The 22,713-nt window shown below is 43.0% G+C and carries 23 protein-coding genes; 21 read left to right on the forward strand and 2 right to left on the reverse strand.

Annotation, left to right across the window (positions count from 1 at the left end):
* Nucleotides 1-11: 11 nt before the first annotated feature.
* Together QBE54_RS05410 and QBE54_RS05415 are read right to left on the reverse strand one after the other, a co-directional pair.
* A complete protein-coding gene (locus tag QBE54_RS05410; RefSeq protein WP_369019315.1) occupies nucleotides 12-602 on the reverse strand; it encodes a uracil-DNA glycosylase family protein in 591 nt (196 codons plus the stop codon).
* A gap of 128 nt (nucleotides 603-730) precedes the next feature.
* On the reverse strand, nucleotides 731-1,375 hold the full coding sequence (locus QBE54_RS05415; RefSeq protein ID WP_369019316.1) for a metallophosphoesterase: 645 nt from the start codon (nucleotides 1,373-1,375) through the stop codon (nucleotides 731-733).
* A gap of 207 nt (nucleotides 1,376-1,582) precedes the next feature.
* Here QBE54_RS05415 and QBE54_RS05420 point away from each other — a divergent pair, with 207 nt between their 5' ends.
* The 21 genes from QBE54_RS05420 (at nucleotide 1,583) to QBE54_RS05520 (ending at nucleotide 22,611) form a co-directional block, all read left to right on the forward strand.
* Entirely contained in the window at nucleotides 1,583-3,139 is a 1,557-nt protein-coding gene (locus tag QBE54_RS05420) for a R3H domain-containing nucleic acid-binding protein (protein WP_369019317.1), read from the forward strand.
* A gap of 5 nt (nucleotides 3,140-3,144) precedes the next feature.
* Nucleotides 3,145-3,813 carry a dTMP kinase gene (tmk, locus tag QBE54_RS05425; protein WP_369019318.1) on the forward strand — a complete coding sequence of 223 codons (669 nt, stop codon included), beginning with the start codon at nucleotides 3,145-3,147 and terminating at the stop codon, nucleotides 3,811-3,813.
* Entirely contained in the window at nucleotides 3,810-4,148 is a 339-nt protein-coding gene (locus QBE54_RS05430; RefSeq protein WP_369019319.1) for a cyclic-di-AMP receptor, read from the forward strand. Before tmk ends, QBE54_RS05430 begins: the two co-directional genes overlap by 4 nt.
* Before the next feature lie 6 nt (nucleotides 4,149-4,154).
* The gene (holB, locus tag QBE54_RS05435) at nucleotides 4,155-5,147 is read left to right on the forward strand and encodes a DNA polymerase III subunit delta' (protein WP_369019320.1); all 993 of its coding nucleotides are present in this window, start codon (nucleotides 4,155-4,157) and stop codon (nucleotides 5,145-5,147) included.
* Entirely contained in the window at nucleotides 5,137-5,931 is a 795-nt protein-coding gene (locus tag QBE54_RS05440) for a stage 0 sporulation family protein (RefSeq protein ID WP_369019321.1), read from the forward strand. The genes holB and QBE54_RS05440 overlap by 11 nt, the downstream gene beginning before the upstream one ends.
* Before the next feature lie 63 nt (nucleotides 5,932-5,994).
* On the forward strand, nucleotides 5,995-6,618 hold the full coding sequence (locus QBE54_RS05445) for an RNA polymerase sigma factor (protein WP_369019322.1): 624 nt from the start codon (nucleotides 5,995-5,997) through the stop codon (nucleotides 6,616-6,618).
* Between the two features lie 2 nt (nucleotides 6,619-6,620).
* Nucleotides 6,621-7,088: an anti-sigma factor gene (locus QBE54_RS05450; RefSeq protein ID WP_369019323.1), complete on the forward strand. Its 468-nt coding sequence runs from the start codon at nucleotides 6,621-6,623 to the stop codon at nucleotides 7,086-7,088.
* A 57-nt stretch (nucleotides 7,089-7,145) separates the two neighbouring features.
* Complete coding sequence (locus tag QBE54_RS05455) at nucleotides 7,146-8,057, forward strand: hypothetical protein (protein ID WP_369019324.1); 912 nt, start codon at nucleotides 7,146-7,148, stop codon at nucleotides 8,055-8,057.
* Between the two features lie 14 nt (nucleotides 8,058-8,071).
* On the forward strand, nucleotides 8,072-9,472 hold the full coding sequence (locus tag QBE54_RS05460) for a DegQ family serine endoprotease (protein WP_369019325.1): 1,401 nt from the start codon (nucleotides 8,072-8,074) through the stop codon (nucleotides 9,470-9,472).
* Between the two features lie 20 nt (nucleotides 9,473-9,492).
* On the forward strand, nucleotides 9,493-10,350 hold the full coding sequence (gene rsmI, locus QBE54_RS05465) for a 16S rRNA (cytidine(1402)-2'-O)-methyltransferase (protein ID WP_369019326.1): 858 nt from the start codon (nucleotides 9,493-9,495) through the stop codon (nucleotides 10,348-10,350).
* A gap of 63 nt (nucleotides 10,351-10,413) precedes the next feature.
* Nucleotides 10,414-11,172, forward strand: coding sequence for a phosphate ABC transporter ATP-binding protein PstB (pstB, locus tag QBE54_RS05470; protein ID WP_369019327.1), 759 nt, complete (start codon nucleotides 10,414-10,416; stop codon nucleotides 11,170-11,172).
* Between the two features lie 73 nt (nucleotides 11,173-11,245).
* Nucleotides 11,246-14,863, forward strand: a complete 3,618-nt coding sequence (locus QBE54_RS05475; RefSeq protein ID WP_369019328.1) for a tetratricopeptide repeat protein — start codon at nucleotides 11,246-11,248, stop codon at nucleotides 14,861-14,863.
* 25 nt (nucleotides 14,864-14,888) lie between these two features.
* Complete coding sequence (locus tag QBE54_RS05480; protein WP_369019329.1) at nucleotides 14,889-15,602, forward strand: MotA/TolQ/ExbB proton channel family protein; 714 nt, start codon at nucleotides 14,889-14,891, stop codon at nucleotides 15,600-15,602.
* Entirely contained in the window at nucleotides 15,574-15,972 is a 399-nt protein-coding gene (locus QBE54_RS05485) for an ExbD/TolR family protein (RefSeq protein WP_369019330.1), read from the forward strand. The genes QBE54_RS05480 and QBE54_RS05485 overlap by 29 nt, the downstream gene beginning before the upstream one ends.
* A 5-nt stretch (nucleotides 15,973-15,977) precedes the next feature.
* Nucleotides 15,978-17,432 (forward strand): DUF3048 domain-containing protein, encoded by a 1,455-nt coding sequence (locus QBE54_RS05490; protein ID WP_369019331.1) that lies wholly within the window; start codon nucleotides 15,978-15,980, stop codon nucleotides 17,430-17,432.
* Nucleotides 17,429-18,196: a prolipoprotein diacylglyceryl transferase gene (lgt, locus tag QBE54_RS05495; protein ID WP_369019332.1), complete on the forward strand. Its 768-nt coding sequence runs from the start codon at nucleotides 17,429-17,431 to the stop codon at nucleotides 18,194-18,196. Before QBE54_RS05490 ends, lgt begins: the two co-directional genes overlap by 4 nt.
* Nucleotides 18,165-19,067 (forward strand): site-specific tyrosine recombinase XerD, encoded by a 903-nt coding sequence (gene xerD, locus QBE54_RS05500; protein WP_369019333.1) that lies wholly within the window; start codon nucleotides 18,165-18,167, stop codon nucleotides 19,065-19,067. The genes lgt and xerD overlap by 32 nt, the downstream gene beginning before the upstream one ends.
* Nucleotides 19,068-19,090: 23 nt before the next feature.
* Nucleotides 19,091-19,918, forward strand: coding sequence for a purine-nucleoside phosphorylase (locus QBE54_RS05505; protein WP_369019334.1), 828 nt, complete (start codon nucleotides 19,091-19,093; stop codon nucleotides 19,916-19,918).
* On the forward strand, nucleotides 19,915-20,370 hold the full coding sequence (locus tag QBE54_RS05510) for a COG2426 family protein (protein WP_369019335.1): 456 nt from the start codon (nucleotides 19,915-19,917) through the stop codon (nucleotides 20,368-20,370). The genes QBE54_RS05505 and QBE54_RS05510 overlap by 4 nt, the downstream gene beginning before the upstream one ends.
* Before the next feature lie 28 nt (nucleotides 20,371-20,398).
* The gene (mtnA, locus tag QBE54_RS05515) at nucleotides 20,399-21,448 is read left to right on the forward strand and encodes an S-methyl-5-thioribose-1-phosphate isomerase (protein WP_369019399.1); all 1,050 of its coding nucleotides are present in this window, start codon (nucleotides 20,399-20,401) and stop codon (nucleotides 21,446-21,448) included.
* Entirely contained in the window at nucleotides 21,445-22,611 is a 1,167-nt protein-coding gene (locus QBE54_RS05520; protein WP_369019336.1) for a hypothetical protein, read from the forward strand. Before mtnA ends, QBE54_RS05520 begins: the two co-directional genes overlap by 4 nt.
* The last annotated feature ends 102 nt before the right edge of the window (nucleotides 22,612-22,713 follow it).

The following is a 22,713-nucleotide window of genomic DNA, read 5'->3' on the forward strand; positions in this document are numbered from 1 at the left end:
GGGTGGTCAAGTTAAGAAGCCTGGCGTAACAAATCGTACATCTTCTTCACTTCTTTGATATCCAACCAGGTCAGGTATCTTGGAGAACCAGGTGCTCGTGAATTATACCGCAGAAGGAAACTGGGGTGAAACATAGGGAAAACCTTCTTGCCACCCCTCCAGTCATACCACTGACCACGCAATTTACTGATGGGCAACTTCGTATCAAGCAAATAAGAAGCAGCAACACTACCCAGAGCAACTATGATTGAGGGGTTTATAATCGCAATCTGGGCTTCAAGAAAAGGAAAGCAAGCCTCTATCTCCTGAAGGGTAGGATTGCGATTCCCAGGCGGCCTGCACTTAACCATATTAGCAATATACACTTCTTCTCTGGTAAGATTCACTGATTGAATTATCCTGGTCAACAACTGGCCAGCCTTGCCCACAAAAGGACGACCAGTACGGTCTTCTTCCTCTCCAGGAGCTTCTCCAATAAACATCAGCAAGGCGTCCGGGTTGCCTTCTCCAAAAACGGTTTGAGTGCGTTGCTCAGCCAGTGGACACCGGAAACATCTTTTGACTTCTTCACGGATTTCTGCCAGCAAATCTTCTTTCCTCACCGTACCAAAAAAAACAACTACTGCTTCATTAGTTCACTTTTTCATTGTAACACAAGAAAAAGAGCCTGAAATAGGAGCACAAATTAGCAACTCAGGTAATTCTAAAAGCGACTTAGCACCGAAAAATTTCAACCACCAGTTGCAGAGGGTATTTCTATTTCCAAAACCCGATAATTGTAGCAGTTAATCACCAAAGTTTCATAAAAAAGGTCTTGCAGGCTTTGCCTACGATCGTAAAGGTGCACATGACCATGCAGATGGTATTTAGGGCGATATTTCCTTATAATATGGGTAAAAATCGAAAAACCTTTGTGTACAGCATCCTGTCCTTCATGCATGCCCCGAGGGGGTGCATGGGTTACCAAAACGTCAAGGTAGCGACCAAAACGTACCCTGTTCCAGAACAATTTTGGCAGCAAGCGCAGATACTTAAAATACATGTCTCTCTCCGAATATTGATGCAAGTTACCATTATACCAGGGAGACCCTTCCAAACCAGCAAATATACAACCACGATAGATTACGGTCTGCTCGTCCAGATTAACACCTCCCGCCAGGGATCGTTTGCCGCCAGAAGGGTCGTGATTACCATGTACAAAAAACAGCGGGACATTCAAAGAGGAAACTATAAAATCAAGATAATATTCTGGCAAATCCCCACAAGAAATCACACAATCAATGTCACTGAAGCGCTCACGAAGAGAAACGCTATAAATGCGAGGATCCACTCTATCACTAACAGCCAGCACTCTTAAGGAACCACGAGTATCCATGAGATTTATTTTATTAAAAATAAGCGGGAATTCCAATTTTTTGAAAATTGACATATAATCGTCCGCGGATGGCTAAAACATATGGTGGGAGAGAAATAAAATCCACGCATTACGTGTTTTTATTTTTGGCAAATCCTGTAAATCGCATCCCAGGATTCCGAATTGGACTAAATTTTCATTAGTTAAATGGGAGGAAAAACAGAAATTATGAAAGGAGAATACGGAGTAGTTGATAATCTCTCCAAATTGTTTGAAGTTTTACCGGGTCATATCCGCTCGGTAATTGAAGAACAGGAAAATTGCGATGACCTGATAGAAATAATTATGGACCTGGGTAGACCCTTAGAGGCCAGGTTCAGTAAGGGGTTCGTTGTTTTCCAAGACTATGTGACCACTCGAGAAGACCTCGACTACGTAGTACAGAGGGTAGGCTCTTTTACCAAAGATAATCGGGCAGGAATTGAAAGGACATTGCACCGGATATCCTGCATCAGAAACCGTTTGGGAGATATTATTGGCCTCACTTTACGAGTTGGAAGAGCAGTGTATGGGACTATAGATATTATTCGCGATGTGGTTGTATCAGGCAAGAACATTTTGCTTCTTGGCCCACCAGGTGTTGGAAAAACCACCAAACTAAGAGAAATAGCTCGGGTGTTGAGCGATGAATTTCAAAAAAGAGTGGTGATAGTAGATACTTCAAACGAGATAGCTGGAGATGGAGATATTCCTCATCCCGCTATAGGAAGAGCAAGGCGAATGCAGGTCTCTTCGCCAGAGAGACAACACGATGTCATGATTGAAGCAGTAGAAAACCATATGCCAGAGATTATCATCGTGGATGAAATTGGCAGAGAGGAAGAAGCCAGAGCGTGCAGAACCATTGCCGAGCGGGGAGTGCAACTCATTGCCACTGCCCATGGTAACACTTTGAAAAACCTTCTACTGAACCCCACACTGAGCGACCTGGTAGGTGGTGTGCAATCTGTCATTCTGAGCGACGAAGAAGCCAAAAGAAGAGGTACCCAAAAAGCCATACTGGAGCGCAAAGCTATCCCTACTTTTGATGTGGTAATTGAGCTTCGTGACCGTGACACGCTGGGAATCTATCACAACACAGCCCAGGCCGTAGACCTTTTGTTACGAGGGTATGATCCTAAACCGGAAATACGAGTGAAAACCGAAAAGGGCACTATAGAGGTCTTGAAGCAAGAAGAAACTTCGGAGCAAGAAGTATTCGCAGCACAGGCAGTGGAAGAGGTTTTATCCCCAGAGTTGACAAAAACAAAGTTTCTGAGAGTTTACTTGTTTGCGGTTAGTAAAAATTATGTACAGAGAGCCATCAACCAGTTAAAAATTCCTCTTGAAGTAGTGGAAGACTTGAATTCAGCCGACATCCTTTTGACTTTAAAAAGCCGTTACCGAAAAGGCACCAGCAAAATCAAAGAAGCGGAAAAACGTGGTATACCCATTCACGTCATAAGAAGCAACACTTACGTCCAGGTACAAAAGTTTGTGAGGGAACTTTTCGGTTACGAAGAACCCATGTCCGACAATGCTGGAGTTTTAGAAGCTGAAAAAGCTGTTCATCGAGTCCTGAAACAGGGAGAACCAGCCGAGCTTCCTCCGTCTAATGCTTATGTTCGCAGACTGCAGCACCGCATCGCCGAAAAATACAATTTATTTTCACAAAGCATAGGAGAAGAACCTTTTCGCAGAGTAATTATATATCCACGCAGTCTGAACGAGCAAAACACAAACTGAAACCAATGCAAAAAGTAGATAAAGGGGTTTTTATAACTTTTGAAGGTATCGAGGGAAGTGGCAAATCTACTCATGCCAGGAAACTCTTTGAACACCTGAGGAGTAGGGGCTACCCTTGCATTTTTACCCAGGAACCAGGGGGCACTCCTTTGGGAGAAAAAATAAGATCTATTCTCTTGAATCCGGAAAGTGGAGATATAGATGCATTTACCGAAGTCCTGCTTTTCGAAGCTTCGAGAAGAGAACACATAACTAAAATTATCCACCCAGCCTTAAAAAAGGGTGAAATAGTGATTTGCGTGCGTTTTAGCGATTCTACATTGGCATACCAGGGGTATGGCAGAAAAATTCCACTGGATACTATAAATTACCTGAATAAACTGGTTACAGAAAACTTGCAACCTGACCTTACCTTTCTCCTTGATGTGACACCAGAGGTTGGTCTCCGCAGGGCTTTTGCGCATACGCCTCGCGAGGAAATACGTTTTGAAAAAGAGTTTGAAAAGAAAGAAAATCTCCTGCACGAAATTAGAGAGGGTTTTTTGGAGCTGGCCAGGAAAAACCCTCATCGAATAAAAGTTATAAATTCCTGCAGACCGAAAGAGAAAGTTTTCGAGGACATAAGAAAAGAGGTTGAAAGCCTCCTAAAGCAAAAAGTGAGTGACTCGAGATGAAACTAACTTCGCTCTTCATATGCGTAGTCCGAGACCAAGATGCCTTAAGGCTGGCGGAAGTGCTTAGAGAAGAAAACATTTCCTTCACCAAGCTTGCTTCCACCGGAGGTTTCTTACGAGAAGGAAACACCACTTTTTTGATAGCTACCGACGAAAAAACTAAAGAAAAGGTCAAACAGCTGGTCCGTACTACCTGTGCCCGACGGGAAGAAACCATCGAGTCCACGTTACCCGTCAACGAACCGCTTGGACCGTATCTGCCCCAAAAAGTAAAGGTGGAGAGAGGAGGGGGAATCCTTTTAGAAATACCCATCCAATACTACGAAAGGTTTTAAAGGAAATTGAGCTGGGAAAACATCGTAGGACATAAATTCCAAAAAGAATATCTTCAAAAGACCGTCGCTTCGGGAAAAATATCCCATGCTTATTTATTTGTGGGAAAAGAGGGTATAGGAAAGAAACTCTGTGCTCTGGAGTTTGCAAAGCTTCTAAATTGTTTTTCTCCTGGTGAAAATGGGTCCTGCGACCAGTGCAAAAGTTGCGTCTCGATTGACAAAGGTGTTCATCCTGATCTTCTAAAACTAACTCCTGAAGGTGAAACTCTGAAAATCGACCAGATACGGGAATTCAACAAATGGATCCACTATAAACCCTTAGAAGCCAGATACCGTGCCGGGATAATCGAAAACATTACCTCCATGACCGAAGAAGCTGCAAACTGCATTCTGAAAACTCTGGAAGAACCGCCTCCGAAAAGCATCATCCTCCTTACAAGTTCTGATATGAGAAACTTGCCCCGTACCTTGCTTTCTCGTTGCAACGTGCTGTATTTTGCACCTTTGCCAGCAAGAACAATCGAGTCTTTCCTGGTCAAAAATCGGAGTATAGCTTCTCAAAAGGCTTTCTCTGTTGCCCAAAAAGCCCAGGGAAGCATAGGAAAAGCCTTGCAAATCCTGGAAAAGGAGGAAGAGCCGTATCGGCTCATCGAAAACTTTTTCGACGGGCTTTCCAGTATCAGCTCCTTGCTATCTATGGGCAGCAAGTTGCTTGCTTCCAAAACCAACTTACAAGAGACCTTATCTCTTCTCGAGCTTTACTTGAGAGACCTGCTCATGTACTCGAGATTCAGGGAAAAAGAGCTACTTTACTTTACCGAACTGGAGGAAAAAATCCTGAAAACCATAGAAGGAAAAGAATTTGACGAGAAAACCGTTTATAATCTCATAGAAAACATCGAACAGCTAAACCGAGATATTAACAGCAACGTCAACCAGGATGTAGCATTGATACACTTTTTGCTCGAGCTTAAGGAGGTAATCCAGGGTGCGATATAAAATAGGAATAAAGTTCTACGGAAATACGAAAATCTATCATTTTGACGCAAGAAACTTACCCATCAATCCTGGGGAAAAATGCGTCGTCGAAACCATACTGGGCATGGAAATCGGGGAAGCCGTAACTCATCTCATGCCTGCTGACCAAGCAGAAAATCTGAAGCCCGTTATAAGAGTCGCAACACCAACCGACCTCAGACAATATGAGTTAAACACGGTTAAAGAAAGAGAGGCTTTCGTAATTGCTCAGCAAAAAATACAAGAATACAAACTACAAATGAAACTTCTGAAAGCTCACTACACGCTCGACCGAAGTAGATTGATTTTTTATTTCGGCGCTGAAGGAAGAATAGACTTCAGACAGCTTGTAAAAGACTTAGCCTCTATCTTCCACACTCGTATCGAAATGAGACAGCTTGGGGTAAGAGATGAAGCGAGAATTGTGGGTGGGTGCGGAATCTGTGGTAGAGAAGTATGTTGCAGTCGTTTCTTATCCAACTTTGAGCCAGTATCGATTAAGATGGCCAAAGAGCAAAATTTGGTCCTCAACTCGGCCAAAATATCGGGGCTTTGTGGGCGGCTAATGTGCTGCCTCAATTTCGAGTATTACCTCTACAAAAAACTGCTCCACCAGTTGCCCCGCAAGGGGAGCAAAATAATTACTCCTCTTGGTGAAGCCAAAGTAATAGAAGTAGATGTAATCCACAGTGCCATTCACCTTGAACTTGAGGATGGCAAAAAAGTCAAAATTCGGGAAGAGGATTATAATCGCTTTTTTCTATAGGAACTTTTATCGAGAAAGTAGATATTATAGTTACAGAATAACATTACTAAATGGTGATTTTTTATGATTCCCCTTGCAAAAACAACTGATAGCACGGCCAAAAGCTGTGAGCTGGCTACAGCGGAAAAGCTGTGGTTTGAAAAAAAGATCCAGGAATCCCAGCAAAAAGTACTGGGTTTTGCTTACTATCTGGTTGGCAACTTCGATAAAGCACAGGATTTAGCTCAAGAAGCTTTTTTAAGAGCTTTCAAATATCGTAAAAGCTACAATGCCGACTATCCTTTTGAAACCTGGGTAAACAGCATTCTTTTAAACGTCTATCGCCAGCAGCTTCGAAAGGAAAAGTTGTTGAAATTCCTGACACCCAACGAAGGCCTGGAAGACCAGCAACAAGAAACCTGGGATATAGCAAGTCCCCAAAGGGAAAACATTGCAGATCCTGAAAAAGAAACCATGCGTAAGCTGGTGCTTGGAGAAATCAAAAAAATCATAGCAAAACTTCCCTCAGGAATGAAAGAAGTGATTATACTCTGTGACCTGATGGGATACTCTTATGAGGAAGCCAGTAACATTGTTAAATGCCCAATCGGAACCATCCGTTCCCGACTACATAGAGCGCGTAAAAAAGTTAAAAAAGCGATTGAGAATGCTTACGGAGAAGATGTTTTTCTCTTCTGGGGTGATTAACCGTGAACTGCCCAGAAGTGCAGAATAAACTTTCTGCCTTTTTAGACCAAGAACTGCCAATCGACGAATACCAGGCGATTAAAACCCATCTTAAACAGTGTTCGCTATGTACCAGTGAAATGCTGAAAGTGCAGAGGATGAAGAGAGCACTCAGAGATGCTTTTGAAATAAATGCCATACCCCCTTTAAGAGCTCATTTTGTCGCGGAAGAGATTATCAAACGAGCTCGCAAGACAAACACCTTGCAAAATCTGGTATGGATTGCAGCAATCATTGTGACCTCTTTGGTCGTTCTGAGCATATTTAGCTATTTCCAACAAGAAAACTTTAACGCACAGCTTGCCCAGTCTCTCACTGAAATCCACTTTGGACTAAGCACCGAAAGGGCTGAGTTCAGCGTCCCCCAGTCTACACAAGGAACCGGGCGCTTGATTGTTCAGGAAATCAAGTTAGTTTCTGAAGGATACTAAACTACAATGCAAACCTTCAGATTAAAAAAATTTACTACAATAGCATTCTTTGTTGGTTTGTTCATACTTGCCTCGTCTGCAAGCTCCTGGGCAAAAATACTTAGCCCAGAAGAAGCGAAGCTTTTTCTGGAAGAAATCCATCAAAAACAACACATGCAGAGCTTCTGGAGCTTTTGGAAGGTGGAAAATCTTGTTACTAAAGAAGCCTCCTTCTATGAAGTGGCTTTTATAAAAGAAAAAGGGATTCTGTGGAGAAACCTGGGAGAAGAAAATCTTCTTTTTATAGATTCTGAAGGCTGGCGTCATGTCATAAATCTCAAAGAGAACCGAGAAATAGCAACGTATCCCGCCGTGTGCCCCTTTGAATTCCTTGACCCCGATAATCTGGACGCCCTTCTGGATAACTATCTGATAGAAATGCAATCTGGCTCAATTGCTTTTGTTTCTCGCGAAACTCAAAAAGTGCAGAAAGTCCTTCTCCTGGATAAAGAACACAATGTTAAGGGAGTCTTCAATTTTTCTCCTCAAGGAGAGGCACTAAGCATCGCCCAGCTCGTATATATTGACTTTAGTCCGGATACAAACCAGCTTGCTCAATTAAACACCTGGTCTGTAAAAAACCCGTATCCTGAAGAACCAGGAGAAAAAGACCGTAAAGAAAAGTATCCTCTTTTTTTCCCGCCAGGTTTTAAACTAAAAAAAGTTTACAAGATAGTCGAAAACGGTCGCATATGGCACTATCTGGTATACACTGATGGACTCTATTTTGTTTCGGTGTTCTACAATCCTTTTCCATTTCTGGTTGAAAAGCGACTATTTTTCTTGAACTCGGTATCCAGATACCTCAAAAAAGGCACCACTACCCTGGTCAAAGAAGAGAAAGGACACTACTTTCTGATCAGTGGTCCTTTTCAGGAAGAATTTCTTAAAAACGTGTTACAGCTTTTCTCTTCTTTAAAATCTCGATAAGGAGGTTGTTGAAATTGAGAAGAAAACTCGTTGTCTCAAGCTTGGCGTTGGTAATTTTAATTCTTTCTTTTGTGCAGCCTGTCTTCTCGCAAGTTACCCAGCCCCTGCGTGAAGGAAATGTGGTTGCTGACGTGGTGGAAAAAGTCAGTCCTGCAGTGGTAAATATCAACACTCTGAAGGTGGCTACCTACCGTTCTCCTTTCGCTCCCTTCTTTGAAGATCCGTTCTTTAGATACTTCTTTGGAGACACACCCCAGTATGAACGGAAAGTGCCGGTACGGGGGTTAGGAACGGGTTTTGTATTCCGTTCCGACGGATATATCCTTACCAACAATCACGTGGTTGAAGGAGCTGACGAAATCAAAGTCACTTTCATCGATGGCAAAGAATTCACTGGAAAAGTTGTTGGTGCTGACCCACTCACTGACCTCGCTGTGGTAAAAATAAATGCCAGCGATCTCCCGGTCATTCCCCTCGGAGACTCAGACAAGGCCCGAGTAGGAGAATGGGTTATTGCTATAGGCAATCCCTACGGACTTTCTCACACGGTTACTGTGGGAGTCCTCAGTGCCAAAGGGCGACCCATCCAGTCTGGAGACTCAGGAAGAGAATACGAAAATTTCCTGCAGACTGACGCCGCCATTAATCCAGGAAACAGTGGAGGACCTTTGCTCAACCTGAAGGGAGAAGTTATAGGTATCAATACAGCCATTTTACCCTATGCTCAGGGTATAGGCTTTGCAGTACCCATCAACATGGCTAAAGAAATTCTGGACGATCTCATTGAAAAAGGTAGAGTGGTAAGGGCCTGGCTCGGTATTTACATTCAGGATGTTACTGAAGAAATAGCACAAACTTTTGGCCTAAGTGAAGCTAAAGGAGCACTTGTAGCTGACATATCACCGGATAGTCCAGCTGAAAAAAGTGGTATTTTAAGAGGAGACATAATCCTCAAAGTTGATGACCAAGAAATCGATAACGTGGCTAAGCTACAACAAACCATACGTTCCCATAAACCAGGCGATAAAGTAACCCTGGAAATCTGGCGCAACAAAGAAATTATCCAGCTTCAGGTTACACTTGGCGAACTCAAGGAAGAGGGCATACCTACTGTATCACCCAGAGCATACTTTGGGATGGAAGTCAGTGAAATCAACCCTGAACTCATCCAGCGCTTTTCTCTGCGCAGGAATGAAGGAGTGGTAATCGTGTCAGTAGAACCCAACGGACCAGCTGATGAAGCTGGACTCAGACCTGGTGACGTCATATTAGAGGTTAACCGTCAGCGCATTACCTCCCTTGAAGACTGGTACCAGGCTACTGCTACTATCAAGCCCCAGGACGTTGCGTTGCTTCTGATTGATCGGGGAGGAAGAACCTACTTTGTACCGGTCCGAGCCGAGGAAAACCGGTAAAAAAGAGTACAAAAACAGGGATGAAGCGTCTGCAAGATAGAGCGGGGTGGGGCAAAGTTTACTTTTGCCCCACCCCGCTTGGCAATCTCAAAGACATAACCCTAAGAACCTTAGAAACTTTACAAACAGTTGATTTTGTAGCTTGCGAAGACACCAGAGTTACTCTGAAACTACTGAACTACTATCAGATAAAAAAACCTTTATTCAGTTATCACAAACACAATTTCAAGAATGCTTCACAAAAAATCATAGCCCTCACAAAAGAGGGAAGAAGCATCGCCGTAGTATCAGATGCAGGTACTCCTGGCATTCAGGATCCCGGTGCAGAACTAATTAAGCTATTAATCCAGGAAGAAATAGCCTTTGAGGTGCTCCCGGGGCCTTCGGCATTGATACTTGCCCTGGTTTACTCTGGTTTTTCCGACCAGAAATTTTTGTTTTTGGGGTTTTTGCCCAGAAACAGGAAAGAGAGAGCAAACTTGCTGAAAAACGCGCTTAACTCGCCCTACACGGTAATCATCTATGAAGCCCCTCACCGGCTTATCAACACCCTCCAAGAAATACTCCAAATCGAAAACAGAGATACGGCTCTTTGTCGAGAATTAACCAAATACCATCAGGAAGTTCTGTATGGAAAAACGGATGAAATCCTGAGGTCTATTGGTTCAAATGAACAGATAAAAGGGGAAATAACCCTGGTCCTGAAAGGGAAAGAAAAAGTGGAATTGGAAACCAGCATTGAAAGCATTGGGCGGATGGTTGCCTTACTGCAAAGTAAAGGGTTGTCCGACCGGGAAATAGTAACCCTGGTCCATGAGGCCTTTCAGATTGGAAAAAACAAAATTAAGAAGTTATTGGAAAAAGAAAAGACAAGTTGATTTCTGAAGCGAAAACTGCTTAAATTTAAGCTGTCCAAGAGAAATAAAACTAAGGGTGGTCAGATGCCTGCTGGAAAAATTTCTATAAAAAATTTTAGCGTTTTTTTTGGAGAAAAACAGGTGTTGTTTGACATCAATCTGGACATACCTGAAAACAAAGTTACAGCGATAATCGGACCTTCTGGATGTGGTAAATCGACTTTGCTGAGAAGTATCAACAGAATGAACGATTTCTTTGAAAATATGAGGATCCAAGGCGAGATAATCTTTGAAAACCAGAACATATATGGAAACGGTGTGGATCCCGTAAAGTTGCGGCAGAGAATAGGAATGGTCTTCCAAAAACCCAATCCTTTTCCAAAAAGCATTTTTGAAAACGTGGCGTATGGCTTGAAAATCCAGGGATGGAGAGATAAAAAGGCTATCGCTCAAAGAGTAGAAGAAAGCCTGAAAGCAGCAGCGCTCTGGGATGAAGTAAAAGATCGCCTTCATGGATCGGCACTCCTACTTTCAGGAGGTCAACAGCAGAGACTCTGCATTGCAAGAGCCATAGCTGTGGAACCGGAAGTATTGCTTATGGACGAACCAGCTTCAGCTCTGGATCCAATTGCTACTGCCCGTATCGAAGAGCTCATAAAAACGTTGAAGGACCAATATACCATTGTTCTGGTAACCCATAACATGCAGGAAGCAGCGAGAACTTCGGACTATACAGCATTCCTGCTTATGGGTAAACTGGTTGAATTTGGGCCAACTCACCAAATTTTCACCAACCCTCAGAAAAAAGAAACTGAAGATTACCTGACCGGACGTTTCGGATAAGGAGCGCAAAGCTTTGATTTTGTTTTTCTTTCTAAAAATTCAACGAAAAAAAGCGTTGTTTACAGGCGTAATTTTGCTGCTAAGCCTGCTTTTTTTGTTTGTTTTTCCCGTTTTCTCCCAAAATCCCCCTAAAATTGCCTGTCTACCTTTCGTAGAAAGAGAAAACAACGAATACGCGCTCGGTTATCTGGTAAGGGATGTGCTTAAAATGGGCCTGGAGCAAAGTGGATATTTTGAGGTAATAAATTCTTTTGAAATCGAAACGTTTCTTGAAGGAATAGACAGTTCTTCCAACGCTTTTCTCACCACCAGCTTTCTGAAGCAAATCAGCAATAAGCTCCAGTGTGACTATCTGCTCACAGGTTCAGTTCTTTATAGAGAGGTCAATAACCAGCGGAATCTTATAGTAAGTCCCCGGCTGTTTGTAAAAGCAAATGGCGAAGCAATAAACTTAGCCAGCCAGGTCTTCCAGATGGAGAATCTTTCTCTACTTGGCAAGCACTTCACGGAAGAACTAATCCGAACACTATTTCCCAATGCAGTAATCCAGATAGAATATCCCAGCTTCCAAGAAAAGCAAATCCTACCACTTTATAAAGCAATCACAAAAATGAAAGAAGCCTTAAAAACTTACAACCGAGAATCGCAATTTCCGGATAAACCTCTCTGGCAGGAAGCCTTTGCACTGGCTACCCAAGCCACCCAGAATGCGCCTGAATACCGGGAAAGCTATCTCTATCTTGCTCTGATGTATCACCAGACAGGATGGTTTGCTAAAGAAGCCGAAGCCTGGGAAACATATTTGCATTTACTGGAGCAAGAGAAGGCCAGCACTTCAGTCACCAAAAACCTGCTTGCTACCTATCTGCGACTGGCGAATTTGTATCTCTTTCAGAAAAAACACGACCTTGCCTTGCAGACTCTCAAAAAAACAGAAGAGCTTAAAGTTGAGTCTTCGCAAATCTTACTCCTAAAAGCCAAAATCCTTTATGAAGAAGACAGGATTCAAGAAGCAATAGCTTCACTCAGAAAAATTCTTAACGAAAACCCTCAACATGACGAAGCTCGCTATTTACTGGATTTTTACTCCAAAGCGGAAAAGTTTGGTAAGCAAGCTTATTCCCTTTATGTAGAAGGTTATAAAAGTTATGCTGCAGGAGATCTATTTAAAGCCAGAACCCTGCTTAGCAAAGCAACAGAAATTAATCCCGAAATGAAAGAAGCCTATTACTTTTTAGGGAGAACTCTTTATGACCTTGGTGAATTAGACGAAGCCGAAAAGGTTTGGAGAAAACTCTTGGCATTAGACCCTTTTCATGCCCAAGCCCAGAGGTTTTTGGACAAAACCATCCAGGAAAAAACCTATGGTCGCGAAACACTTCAGAGCTTCAATCGAGGTTTAGAACTCTACCAGAAAGCAGAATACCGTGCGGCCCTTGCTTTTTTTGAAGAAGCAATTGCCAAAAATCCGAGTTTCCAGAAAGCCCACGAATATGCAGCCCGCTGCTACTATTACCTTGGTGAAGAAAAAAGTTACCTTGAAAAAAGACTAAAGAGCATAGAACTGTTAAGCGACCCTAAAGAAAAATCTCGCCAACTATACGACTTGAGTATGGAAATCCTGGGGTGGGGTGACGTCGACCAGGCTTTGATGATTGCCCAAAAAGCGTTGCAAGAAAATCCAGAGCTTCATCAGGCATCCCTTTTGATAGGCAACCTTTTGGCTCAAAAAGGAGAGTGGAAAAGAGCAATAGATTTTTATACTCAAGCCAAAGATGACTCTGATGTAAAGCTCCAGGAAGAGGCATTGTGGGGCAGAGCCTTTTGCCTGAGCAAACTCGAGCAGTGGGAAGAAAGCCTTAAAGAACTGAATGAACTCATAAATAAATTCCCTTACGCAACCTTCATAGAGGAAGCAGAACTGCTGAGACTGGAAGCAGAAGCGAGGACCTTGAAACTGTCGGAGCTTACCGAGCATTATCGTCAATTCCAGCTTCGCTTTCCACAGAGTAAATACCTGGATCAGGCAGCTTTCTGGTATGGTTATGCATTCTTCAAGCAAAAAAAATACAGCGAGTGCATCCAGATATATGAAGATCTGTTACAGAAATTTCCTGAAAGCACCTTTCGTCTGCAAGTAATGGAAATGCTGGGGCTGTGCTATCAGGAAAATAAAAACACTGAAAAAGCTTTGAGTATATTCAAAGAGATAGGTGGCGAGAAAGGTGCTTTTTATCAGGCCAATGCCTTCTATCAGCAAAAAGATTGGAAAAAGGCCATAGAATATTTCGAAGAATTCCTGAATCATTATCCAAACAGCGAATTGTCAGTAGAAGCCCAGTTCAAAATTGCTGTTTCCTCACTTGAAATGGGAGAACTTGACCAAGCCCGGAAGCTCCTCGAAGAAAAAGCTACCACCTTCGAAAACACTTTTCCCGAAGAGTTCTACAAAACCCAGATAAAACTGTATGCTCAGCTGAAAAACTGGGAAAAGGTAACTGTAGCAGGAGAAAAACTCTTACACCGAGAAAGGAAACCCGAAAACCAAAAAGAATACCTTTTAATAATTGCTTGGGCCTATTACCATCTTGGACTTGAAGATAAAGCAAGAGAACTCGTTGCGCTCGCTGGAGAAGACCCCGAACAGATCCTGAAAGACCCGGAGAAAGAAGCCCTGGAAAAAGCATCTGTTTTGATCGACCAGCAAAAATATTCGGAAGCACTTGAAGTCCTAAGCGAAGTGTCACCTGACAATCTTTCCAATTCCCGGAAAGGCTTTTTTTTCCTTTTAAAAGGCAAGGCCTCGTACTTCACTGGAGATCTTGAAACTGCAAGATTCGCTCTCGAAGCCGCTCTGGAACTTCTCCCTCGGGAATTTCAGGAAGAAATCTTGCTCTTCTTGGGAGAAATCAACCACCAGCAAGGAAAGCTTGAGAAAGCTATCGAAAACTATCACAGGCTTTGTTCAATCAGTCAGGACCCCCTTTATCAGTGGAACCTGGCCAATCTCTACCACCAAAAAGGGGACTACCAGAAAAATCAGGAATTGCTTCAAAAGCTCAAGAACATACCTGAGTATGCTGAAAAAGCCTACCTCATGCATCTTGAAGAGCTCTACATGCAAAAAGAGTACGCCCGTTTCTTGCAGGAAGCGTTTTCTTTTACTCAGCGCTTTCCACAAAGTCTTGAGCGCGAGAAAGTACTTTACTTCAGCGTATGGTCTGCATACTACCTTGGCGACGAAAAACAGGTCGAAGAGCTAATCAAAGAATATCGAGATCTTTTCCCTGAAGGAAAATATTACCAGGAACTTAACTCACTACTTGCTGATATCTACATACTTCAGGAAAATTATCAGCAAGCAATACCAATTCTCGAAGAATTGGTGCAAAGAGCTGTTTCTTCAGAGGAAAAGCTTTATATTTATTACCGTTTGGGCAGTATATATCTTAAAATGGACCATCCAGAAAAGGCAATCAATTTTTTAAATTCAGTCCTCGAGCTTCGCCCGGAAGAATCTGCAAATTTAGAGCTCTGGGAAAAAACAGTATATCTCCTGGGTGTAGCTTTAGAGCTAAAGGGGGATCCTGTAAGAGCAAGAGAAGTATACTACGAGCTTGCTCAAAAAGCGCAAAGTGAGCAATGGAGAGAAAAAGCAAACCAGCGGATAGCCGTTCTGGAAGAAAAATAAGCGAAATTTTCAGGAGGTTTGAGATATGCAGATTTTCTCGATAGTCACCAAGGGTGGCTACATAATGTATCCTATACTTGTCTGCTCGGTAATTTTTCTTGCGGTTACCATAGAGCGATGGTACGTTTTACGCAGTACCCGTGAAAAGCACCGGAGATTTTTTAAATCAATAAGAAAATCCCTGATTCAGCGTGACCTATCCTCGCTGGTGGACTTGAGTCAGAAAAATCCATGTATTGCATCCAAAATTATCCTTTCAGGCCTCAAAAGATATTTTGCCGGCTATCCTCGAGAAGCGAGGGAAGCCATGGAAACAGCAGCCTTACAGGAACTCCCTTACCTGGAAAAACGATTGAATACCCTGGTGACTATTGCCAACATTTCCCCTCTTCTGGGGTTGCTCGGCACAGTAACCGGTATGATTAAAACTTTCAACATCATTTCAGCTGTAGGCGTGGGCAGACCCGCTGAAATGGCCAGTGGTATCTCTGAAGCCTTAATTACAACTGCCGCTGGTCTATCGGTAGCTATACCAACCATCATAGCCCATCATTATCTTTCCAACACTGCGGAAAGCTTAATGAACGAAATTGAAAGAGTCAGCGGTGAAATCTTAGAAATAATTGAGGAAGAAGCCGGACTGCTCCCTGGAACAGTTTCTTCCAGAGAAAAACTTCAAAAAGAGGATCACAATGTTTCAGTTTCGACGAATGAAGAAAAAATCGAAACCAGAAGTTAATATGACACCGCTGGTGGACGTAATCCTCCAGCTGGTAATTTTCTTCATGGTAACCACTACCTTTATAAGCATCGAAACCGGGGCACAGGTCAATCTTCCCACTGCTGAATTTTCACAACTCGGAGAGGCAAAAACTCTCACCGTAACCATTACTGAAGATAATCGTCTTTTCATTAATGGTTCGTTTGTAACCTGGGAAGACTTTCCTAATCTCCTTGTGGTAGAGTTACGCAAGGAACCAGGTGCTACTGTAGTTATTGAAGCGGATAAAAATGTGTTACACGGTAGAGTAGTGCAGGTTATGGACATCCTCAAAAGAGCTGGCGCTCAAAAAATGGCCATAGCCACCAGACCTCCTGAAAAAGAGTGATCCCAATGCTTGACGAAAAACGAGTATGGTCCTTTGCCCTCTCCATTTCCATCCTTATAAATATAGCCGTTATAGCAGTGGCTTCAGTTTACTGGCTTTCCTATCGCTATCTTCCCAAGCCAGAAGAAGTGGTTGTGGTAGAACTTCTGGAATTACCAGCTGAAGAAGCGCCAGCAAGCTTGGAATCTGAGGAAACTCAGAAAGTTGCTGAATTGAAACCTCAAACAACACCTCCAGAGGAAAGCATAGAGCGACCACCCCAAACTATTGAAGAAGAAATTTCCACCAGCGTGGAATCAAACAAACCCCAGACCCAGCTCCCTAAACCAGAAATTGAACTACCACCGGCAGAACTGACTCTGGCAAGGTCTTCACCTTCGGGAGCAGAACTGCTGACCAAAGGCGAGGAAATCAAAATTGAAGAAAAACTTCAGAAACAGAGCATACTTTCAACCGAAGTTATCAAAAGCAAAATAGAAGAAGCTGGTACTTCGCCACTGCTTGCCAGAATCGCCGAGCGTACAACTCAGGAAGTGGAAAGCACTGCCGGCAGAAACCTTCTTATGGGGGATGTTGCTCCACCTACTTCCGACGTCGAAAAAAAGTCCCCTTTCACGCAAAGGCCTTTCGCAATAATCGTGGAAAATGCTCCAGCAGCCCGTCCCCAGTCAGGACTGAGCCAAGCCGATATCGTCTACGAAATCATGGCAGAGGGTGGAATTACCAGATTTCTGGCCATATTTCAATCAGAAGATGCTGAAAAAATAGGGCCACTGCGTAGCGCAAGACCTTACTTTGTAATGAAAGCAGCAGAGCATAATGCTGTGTTGGTACATTGTGGGGGAAGTGTGGAAGCTTATACTTATCTCCAACAGCTTGCCCTGGACCATATTGATGAAATGAAAAACTTCAGGGCTTTCTGGCGCAGTAAAGACCGCAATCCACCCCACAACTTATATACTTCCTTAACCTCTCTCAAGGAAGAAAGCAACAGACTGGGTTACAGTAAGCCAGCTCTGGCTACTTACTTTCCGGTATCCGGCAATATAAATATTACTAATGAAACTTTTCCCTCAGCACGAAAAATAGAAATTCACTATACTGGTAGTTACCAGGTAGCCTTTGAATATGATCCATCAAAAAATATTTACCTCAGAAGAGTGAATGGAGAAACTCACATTGATGCCTTAAACGGTAACCCAATAACCGCCCGAGTAGTGATCGTCCAAGTCACCAAACAAAGAGTGCAGGATGAAGAAGGCAGGTTGGCGATAAACTTTGTAGGCAAGGGCAAAGGCTGGGCCTGTTTCCAGGGCAAACTGATTCCGGTCACCTGGTCCAAACAAACTCTGGAAGACAAAACGAGCTACTACCTGGAGAATGGAGAAAAATTGGTCATACCCCCTGGGAAAATATGGATAGAAGTAGTAAATGAAAAAACAGAGGTGGTGTTCCAATGAGACGTATACTTTTTTACCTGGGCTCTTTACCAGTGTATTCATACGGTGTAATGCTGGGGGTCGCTTTCCTGGTCGGGGTCATTTATGCCATGAAAAGGGCTCAGAAATACCAGGTTTCTCAGGAAACAGTTGTTGAAGTAAGTATCCTTGCCATCTTAGGGGCCATTTTGGGATCTCGAATAACCTACGTTATCCTTAATTGGGAACTATATAAAAATAATTTCTGGCACATCTTCAACATCAGAGAAGGAGGACTAACCTTTTTAGGGGGGCTAATTGGAGGGTTGCTTTTGGTTCTGCCCTACCTCTACCTTAAAAAACAATCCCTCTTAAAGTTATTCGACATTTTCTCACCACCACTTGCCCTGGGATATGCCATTGCCAGAATAGGTTGTTTCCTAAACGGATGTTGTTATGGAAGAGTCTGCACTTTTAACTCTTTTCCTCTAGGGGTGCATTTTCCTAACCTCTCCGGCTTTCGCTACCCCACTCAAATATATTCTTCTCTTTATTCTTTAATAATCCTTTTTGTGCTACTCCGCCTTGAACGAAAGAAACCGTTTGAGGGAGCGCTCTTTTTTGACTACTTATGGCTTTATGGTGTCGCTCGTTTTCTGATAGAATATTGGCGAGATGAACCCTTCGCTATTGCAGGTTTATTTACCGAGGCGCAACTGGCCAGCATTTTCTTGATTATCGCTGGACTCTTTTTAAAAAGGGTAATAAAAAGCTATGTCTCCAGGAAACCTTCAAGAAGCAATTGAGGCCTTTCTCGATTTTCTTTACTGGGAAAAACGAGTTTCTGAAAACACACTGTGTTCTTATGAGAACGACTTGAAAGCCTTGCACGGTTTCTTAATTAAGAGACAGATTACCTCTTTAGAAGAACTTACCTTAAAAGATCTGGAAGAATTTATAACCTGGCAGTATAGAGCAGGACATACTTCTACTACCTTAGCCAGGCGTATTTCTGCGCTGAGATCTTTTTTTGCTTTTCTACTCAAAAAAAATCTGGTCAAAGAAAATCTTGCGCGTTCACTCGATACCCCAAAAATAGGGAGAAAAATACCCCAGGTACTCACTCTTGCTGAAATAGAAGCAATTCTAACTCTCCCTGATACCACCAAACCCTCAGGATTGAGAGACAAAGCCATACTGGAGCTCCTCTACAGTAGCGGCCTGAGGGTAAGTGAACTGGTGAATCTTGAATTCTCACACCTCGACCTTCAAAACCGCATGCTACGCCTTTGGGGCAAGGGATTTAAGGAAAGAATCGTACCTTTTGGAGAGGAGGCAAAAGCAGCAATTGAAGCCTATCTGGCAGGGGGAAGGCCTCACTTTCTAAAAGGGAAACCCAGTAATTTTGTTTTCCTGGGGCCTTCCGGGAAACCGATAACTCGTCAGAGTGTGTGGAATATGATAAAGCGTTATACCCGTAAAGCCGGTATAACAAAGAACGTGACACCTCATACTTTGCGGCACACTTTTGCAACCCATATCCTTGAAAACGGAGCCGACTTGCGTATAATTCAGGAATGTCTTGGACACAGCGACATCTCCACAACTCAAATTTATACCCACATAACCAGGAAGGTCTTGCAAGAAGCTTACGATAAACACTTCCCAAGAAAATAAAATAACAAGGAGTGATATGAATAATGGAAAACCTGAAAGCCAAAATTCAAGAAACCAGCGCTTTTATTAAAGAAAGAACCAGACTAAATCCCAGAATAGGAATCATCTTGGGAACAGGCCTCGGTGCCCTGGTTGATGACATTGAAATAGAAAGAGTCATTCCCTACCAGGAAATACCCAATTTCCCAGTATCCACAGTAGAAAGCCACCAGGGAAACCTGGTACTGGGAAACCTTTCTGGAAAAGCAGTGGTCGCCATGCAGGGAAGATTCCACTACTACGAAGGATACACCATGCAACAAATAACTTTCCCAGTAAGAGTTATGAAGGCTCTGGGCATAGAAGTGCTCATCATAAGCAACGCAGCAGGCGGTATGAATCGAAACATGAAAAAAGGAGACTTGATGATTATTACCGATCACATAAATCTACTGGGAGATAATCCCCTTCGGGGGCCCAACGATCCTGAACTTGGACCGCGTTTCCCGGATATGTCGCAAGCTTACGATAAAGAACTCCGAGAATTGGCCCTGAACATAGCCATAGAAAAAGGATTTTATGTACACCAGGGAGTTTATGTTGCTCTCCCTGGACCCAATCTGGAAACTCCAGCAGAATACCGATTCCTGATCACCATTGGCGCAGATGCTGTTGGTATGTCAACCGTTCCTGAGGTTATTGTAGCCAGACATGCAGGAATAAGAGTGTTTGGAATCTCTTGCATAACTGATTTGGCCATCGATGGAGTAGTAGAACCAGTTAACTTTGAAGAAATTGTAGAAGCAGCAAACCAAGCAGAACCAAAACTGACAACCATAATAAAAGAACTTGTAGCACGCATTCAACTATGATAGAAGGAGTCCTTAAGACAGCGCTGATAGCCAGCTTACCCATCAGCGAACTGCGTGGAGCCATTCCTTATGGCATTCTGGTGCAAAAATTACCCTGGGTTTTAGTCATAACAGTGTCAGGAACAGCAAACCTAATTCCTTTTTTCATAGTTATGAATCTTGCTCCAAGTTTTGAAGCCTGGATTGCCCGAAACGCATATTTCAAAAAGAGCTGGCTCAAAATACTTGAGAGCACTCGCAAAAAAATCGCGCCTTACCAAAAATTTGGCAAATGGGGGATATTGTTTTTTGTGGGTATACCTCTGCCTTTTACAGGAGTATGGACAGGTTCGCTGGCCTGCTGGTTAATGGGCTTCTCGATTAAAGAATCTCTGGCTTACGTTTCAGGAGGCATCCTTATGGCAACAGTAATCGTTGCCACAGCAACAAAACTGGGAGGACAAATACTTTAACACCTTAAGAAAGGAAGGTGCAATAGTGATAAAACCTGTAGAATGGATAGGAAACGCTTTACGCTACCTCGATCAGACCCTTCTCCCCACTCAAGAAGTCTTTCGAGAAACCACAGACTTCAGAGAGGTAGCTGAAGCCATAAAATCTCTCCGCATAAGGGGTGCTCCCCTGATTGGAATAAGCGCTGCTTATGGCCTATGTCTGGGAGCGCTTGAAGGTACCACCAGGCAAAACGATTTTTATCCCTTTTTAGAAAGGGTAGATTCGATTCTTCGATCCACCAGACCCACCGCAGTAAACCTTTTCTGGGCACTGGACAGAATGAAAAAAATCTGGCAAGAAGCTCAAAAAAACGCCACACTCCCAGAAGAGACGTGTTCCAGGTTAATTGAAGAAGCTACAACAATAGAACGAGAAGATGAAGCAATGAACCGGAAAATTGCGGAACTCGGTGCAAGCCTCATACAGGATGGAGACGTAATTCTCACCCATTGTAATGCCGGTGCACTTGCCTGTGGTGCCTGGGGAACCGCGTTGGGTGCGATTTACTGGGCACAGCTAAAAGAGGGCAAAAAAATTCAGGTTTATGCCGATGAAACCAGGCCACTACTCCAAGGGGCTCGGCTTACCGCCTATGAGCTTACCCGAAATGGTATTCCCACCAGAGTAATCTGCGACAACATGGCAGCCTTCATGATGCAACAGGGGAAAATCAACAAAATCATTGTGGGAGCAGACCGAATTGCAACCAATGGAGACACAGCAAACAAGATAGGAACCTACTCACTCGCTGTGCTCGCCAGATATCACAACATACCATTTTATGTAGCAGCGCCAACTTCAACAATTGATTTCGAGATTGTCGAAGGATCGCAAATACCCATTGAAGAAAGAAACGCGGCCGAAATAAAATACTGGAAAGAGCACCAGATAGTGCCTGAAAAAGCAGAGGTAGAAAATCCAGCCTTTGATATCACGCCAAACACCTTAATAACAGCCATCATAACCGAGCAAGGCATTCTATATCCGCCCTTTCAAGAAAAAATACTTTCGATAAGGAGGAAGATTGAAAGATGAATAACCGAGAAGAACGATTAATTACTGCGGAAAAAATAGAGGAAATCTTAAAATACCGTCCTCAAAAAGGATGGGTTACCTCCTTTTATCTGAACATCGACCCCCGATTTATCGTTGCTGAAAAATTTAAAAAAGTCGCTCAAAACGTATATCGAGAAAAACTGGCAGAATTAAAATCTGGAGACGTCGCAGAAGAAAGAGTACGCCAGTTTGAGAGAGACTTCAGCCAGATAAACCAGTTTCTGGAAGAAAAACTTGAAATAAAAGGGAGAACCAGGGGGATAGCAGCTTTCGTTAACTCAGAAGAAAACTTATTTAGGGTGTTTCTTTTACCCCAAGCAGCGAAAAACCAAATCATCTTTGACCCTGACCCTTATTTAAGACCACTAACTGCCATTCTCGATGAGTACCATCGTCTTCTGGTGGCAATTGTAGACCACCGTGATGCCCGCCTGTTTGAAGTTTATATGGGCGAGATTATGGAGCACGAAGAGCATAAAACGAATATCCGAGGGAAAATCAAAGAAGGAGGATGGTATGGGTTAGAAGAGAGAAGGATAGAAAGAAAAATAGAAAATCAGATCCTACAACACTATAAAGAAGTTGCTTTTGCCTGCATGGAACACTTCCGCAAGGGCCACTTTGACTATTTACTGGTAGGAATAAAGAAAGAAGATTATCCAGCTTTTCTTAACCTATTGCACTCTTACCTCCGTACCCGAGTAAAGGGACGACTAAATCTTAACCCCAAAGACCCCATCAACGTGATCATCGAAGAAGCACTTAAAGCTGAACAAAACATTGAAACAGAAGAAGACAACCAGATACTACAAGAACTCATAGAAAAAATTGGCAACGATGATCTGGCAACCAGTAGTTTACCAAATGTTTTAAGAGCTTTACACTTTGGAGCTTGCCAGATGGTGGTAGTAGATGAAGACCTTACTCAGGAAGGCTTTGTTTGCCCCCAGTGTCACTACATAACTCTGGAGAAAAGTGATTGTCCACTATGTAACCTTCCACCCGTTGAAGTTGAAGACATCATTGATGAAATCATCGCAGAAGTTCTTCTCCAAGGTGGAGAAGTAAAATACATAAAAACCGATAATCCTCTACTTGAAAAAATTCAGAGAATCGGAGCCTTTTTACGCTTCAAAGTCTAAAAAAGGAAAAGGGCAACCGCCGTTTCCTGGATTGGAACAACCCAGCTATGGTTGCCCTTTTCCTTTCGCACTAAAATTTCTACCTTTAGACTATTACCAAAC

It is taken from the genome of Thermatribacter velox (assembly GCF_038396615.1).
Taxonomy (GTDB): Bacteria; Atribacterota; Atribacteria; order Atribacterales; family Thermatribacteraceae; genus Thermatribacter; species Thermatribacter velox.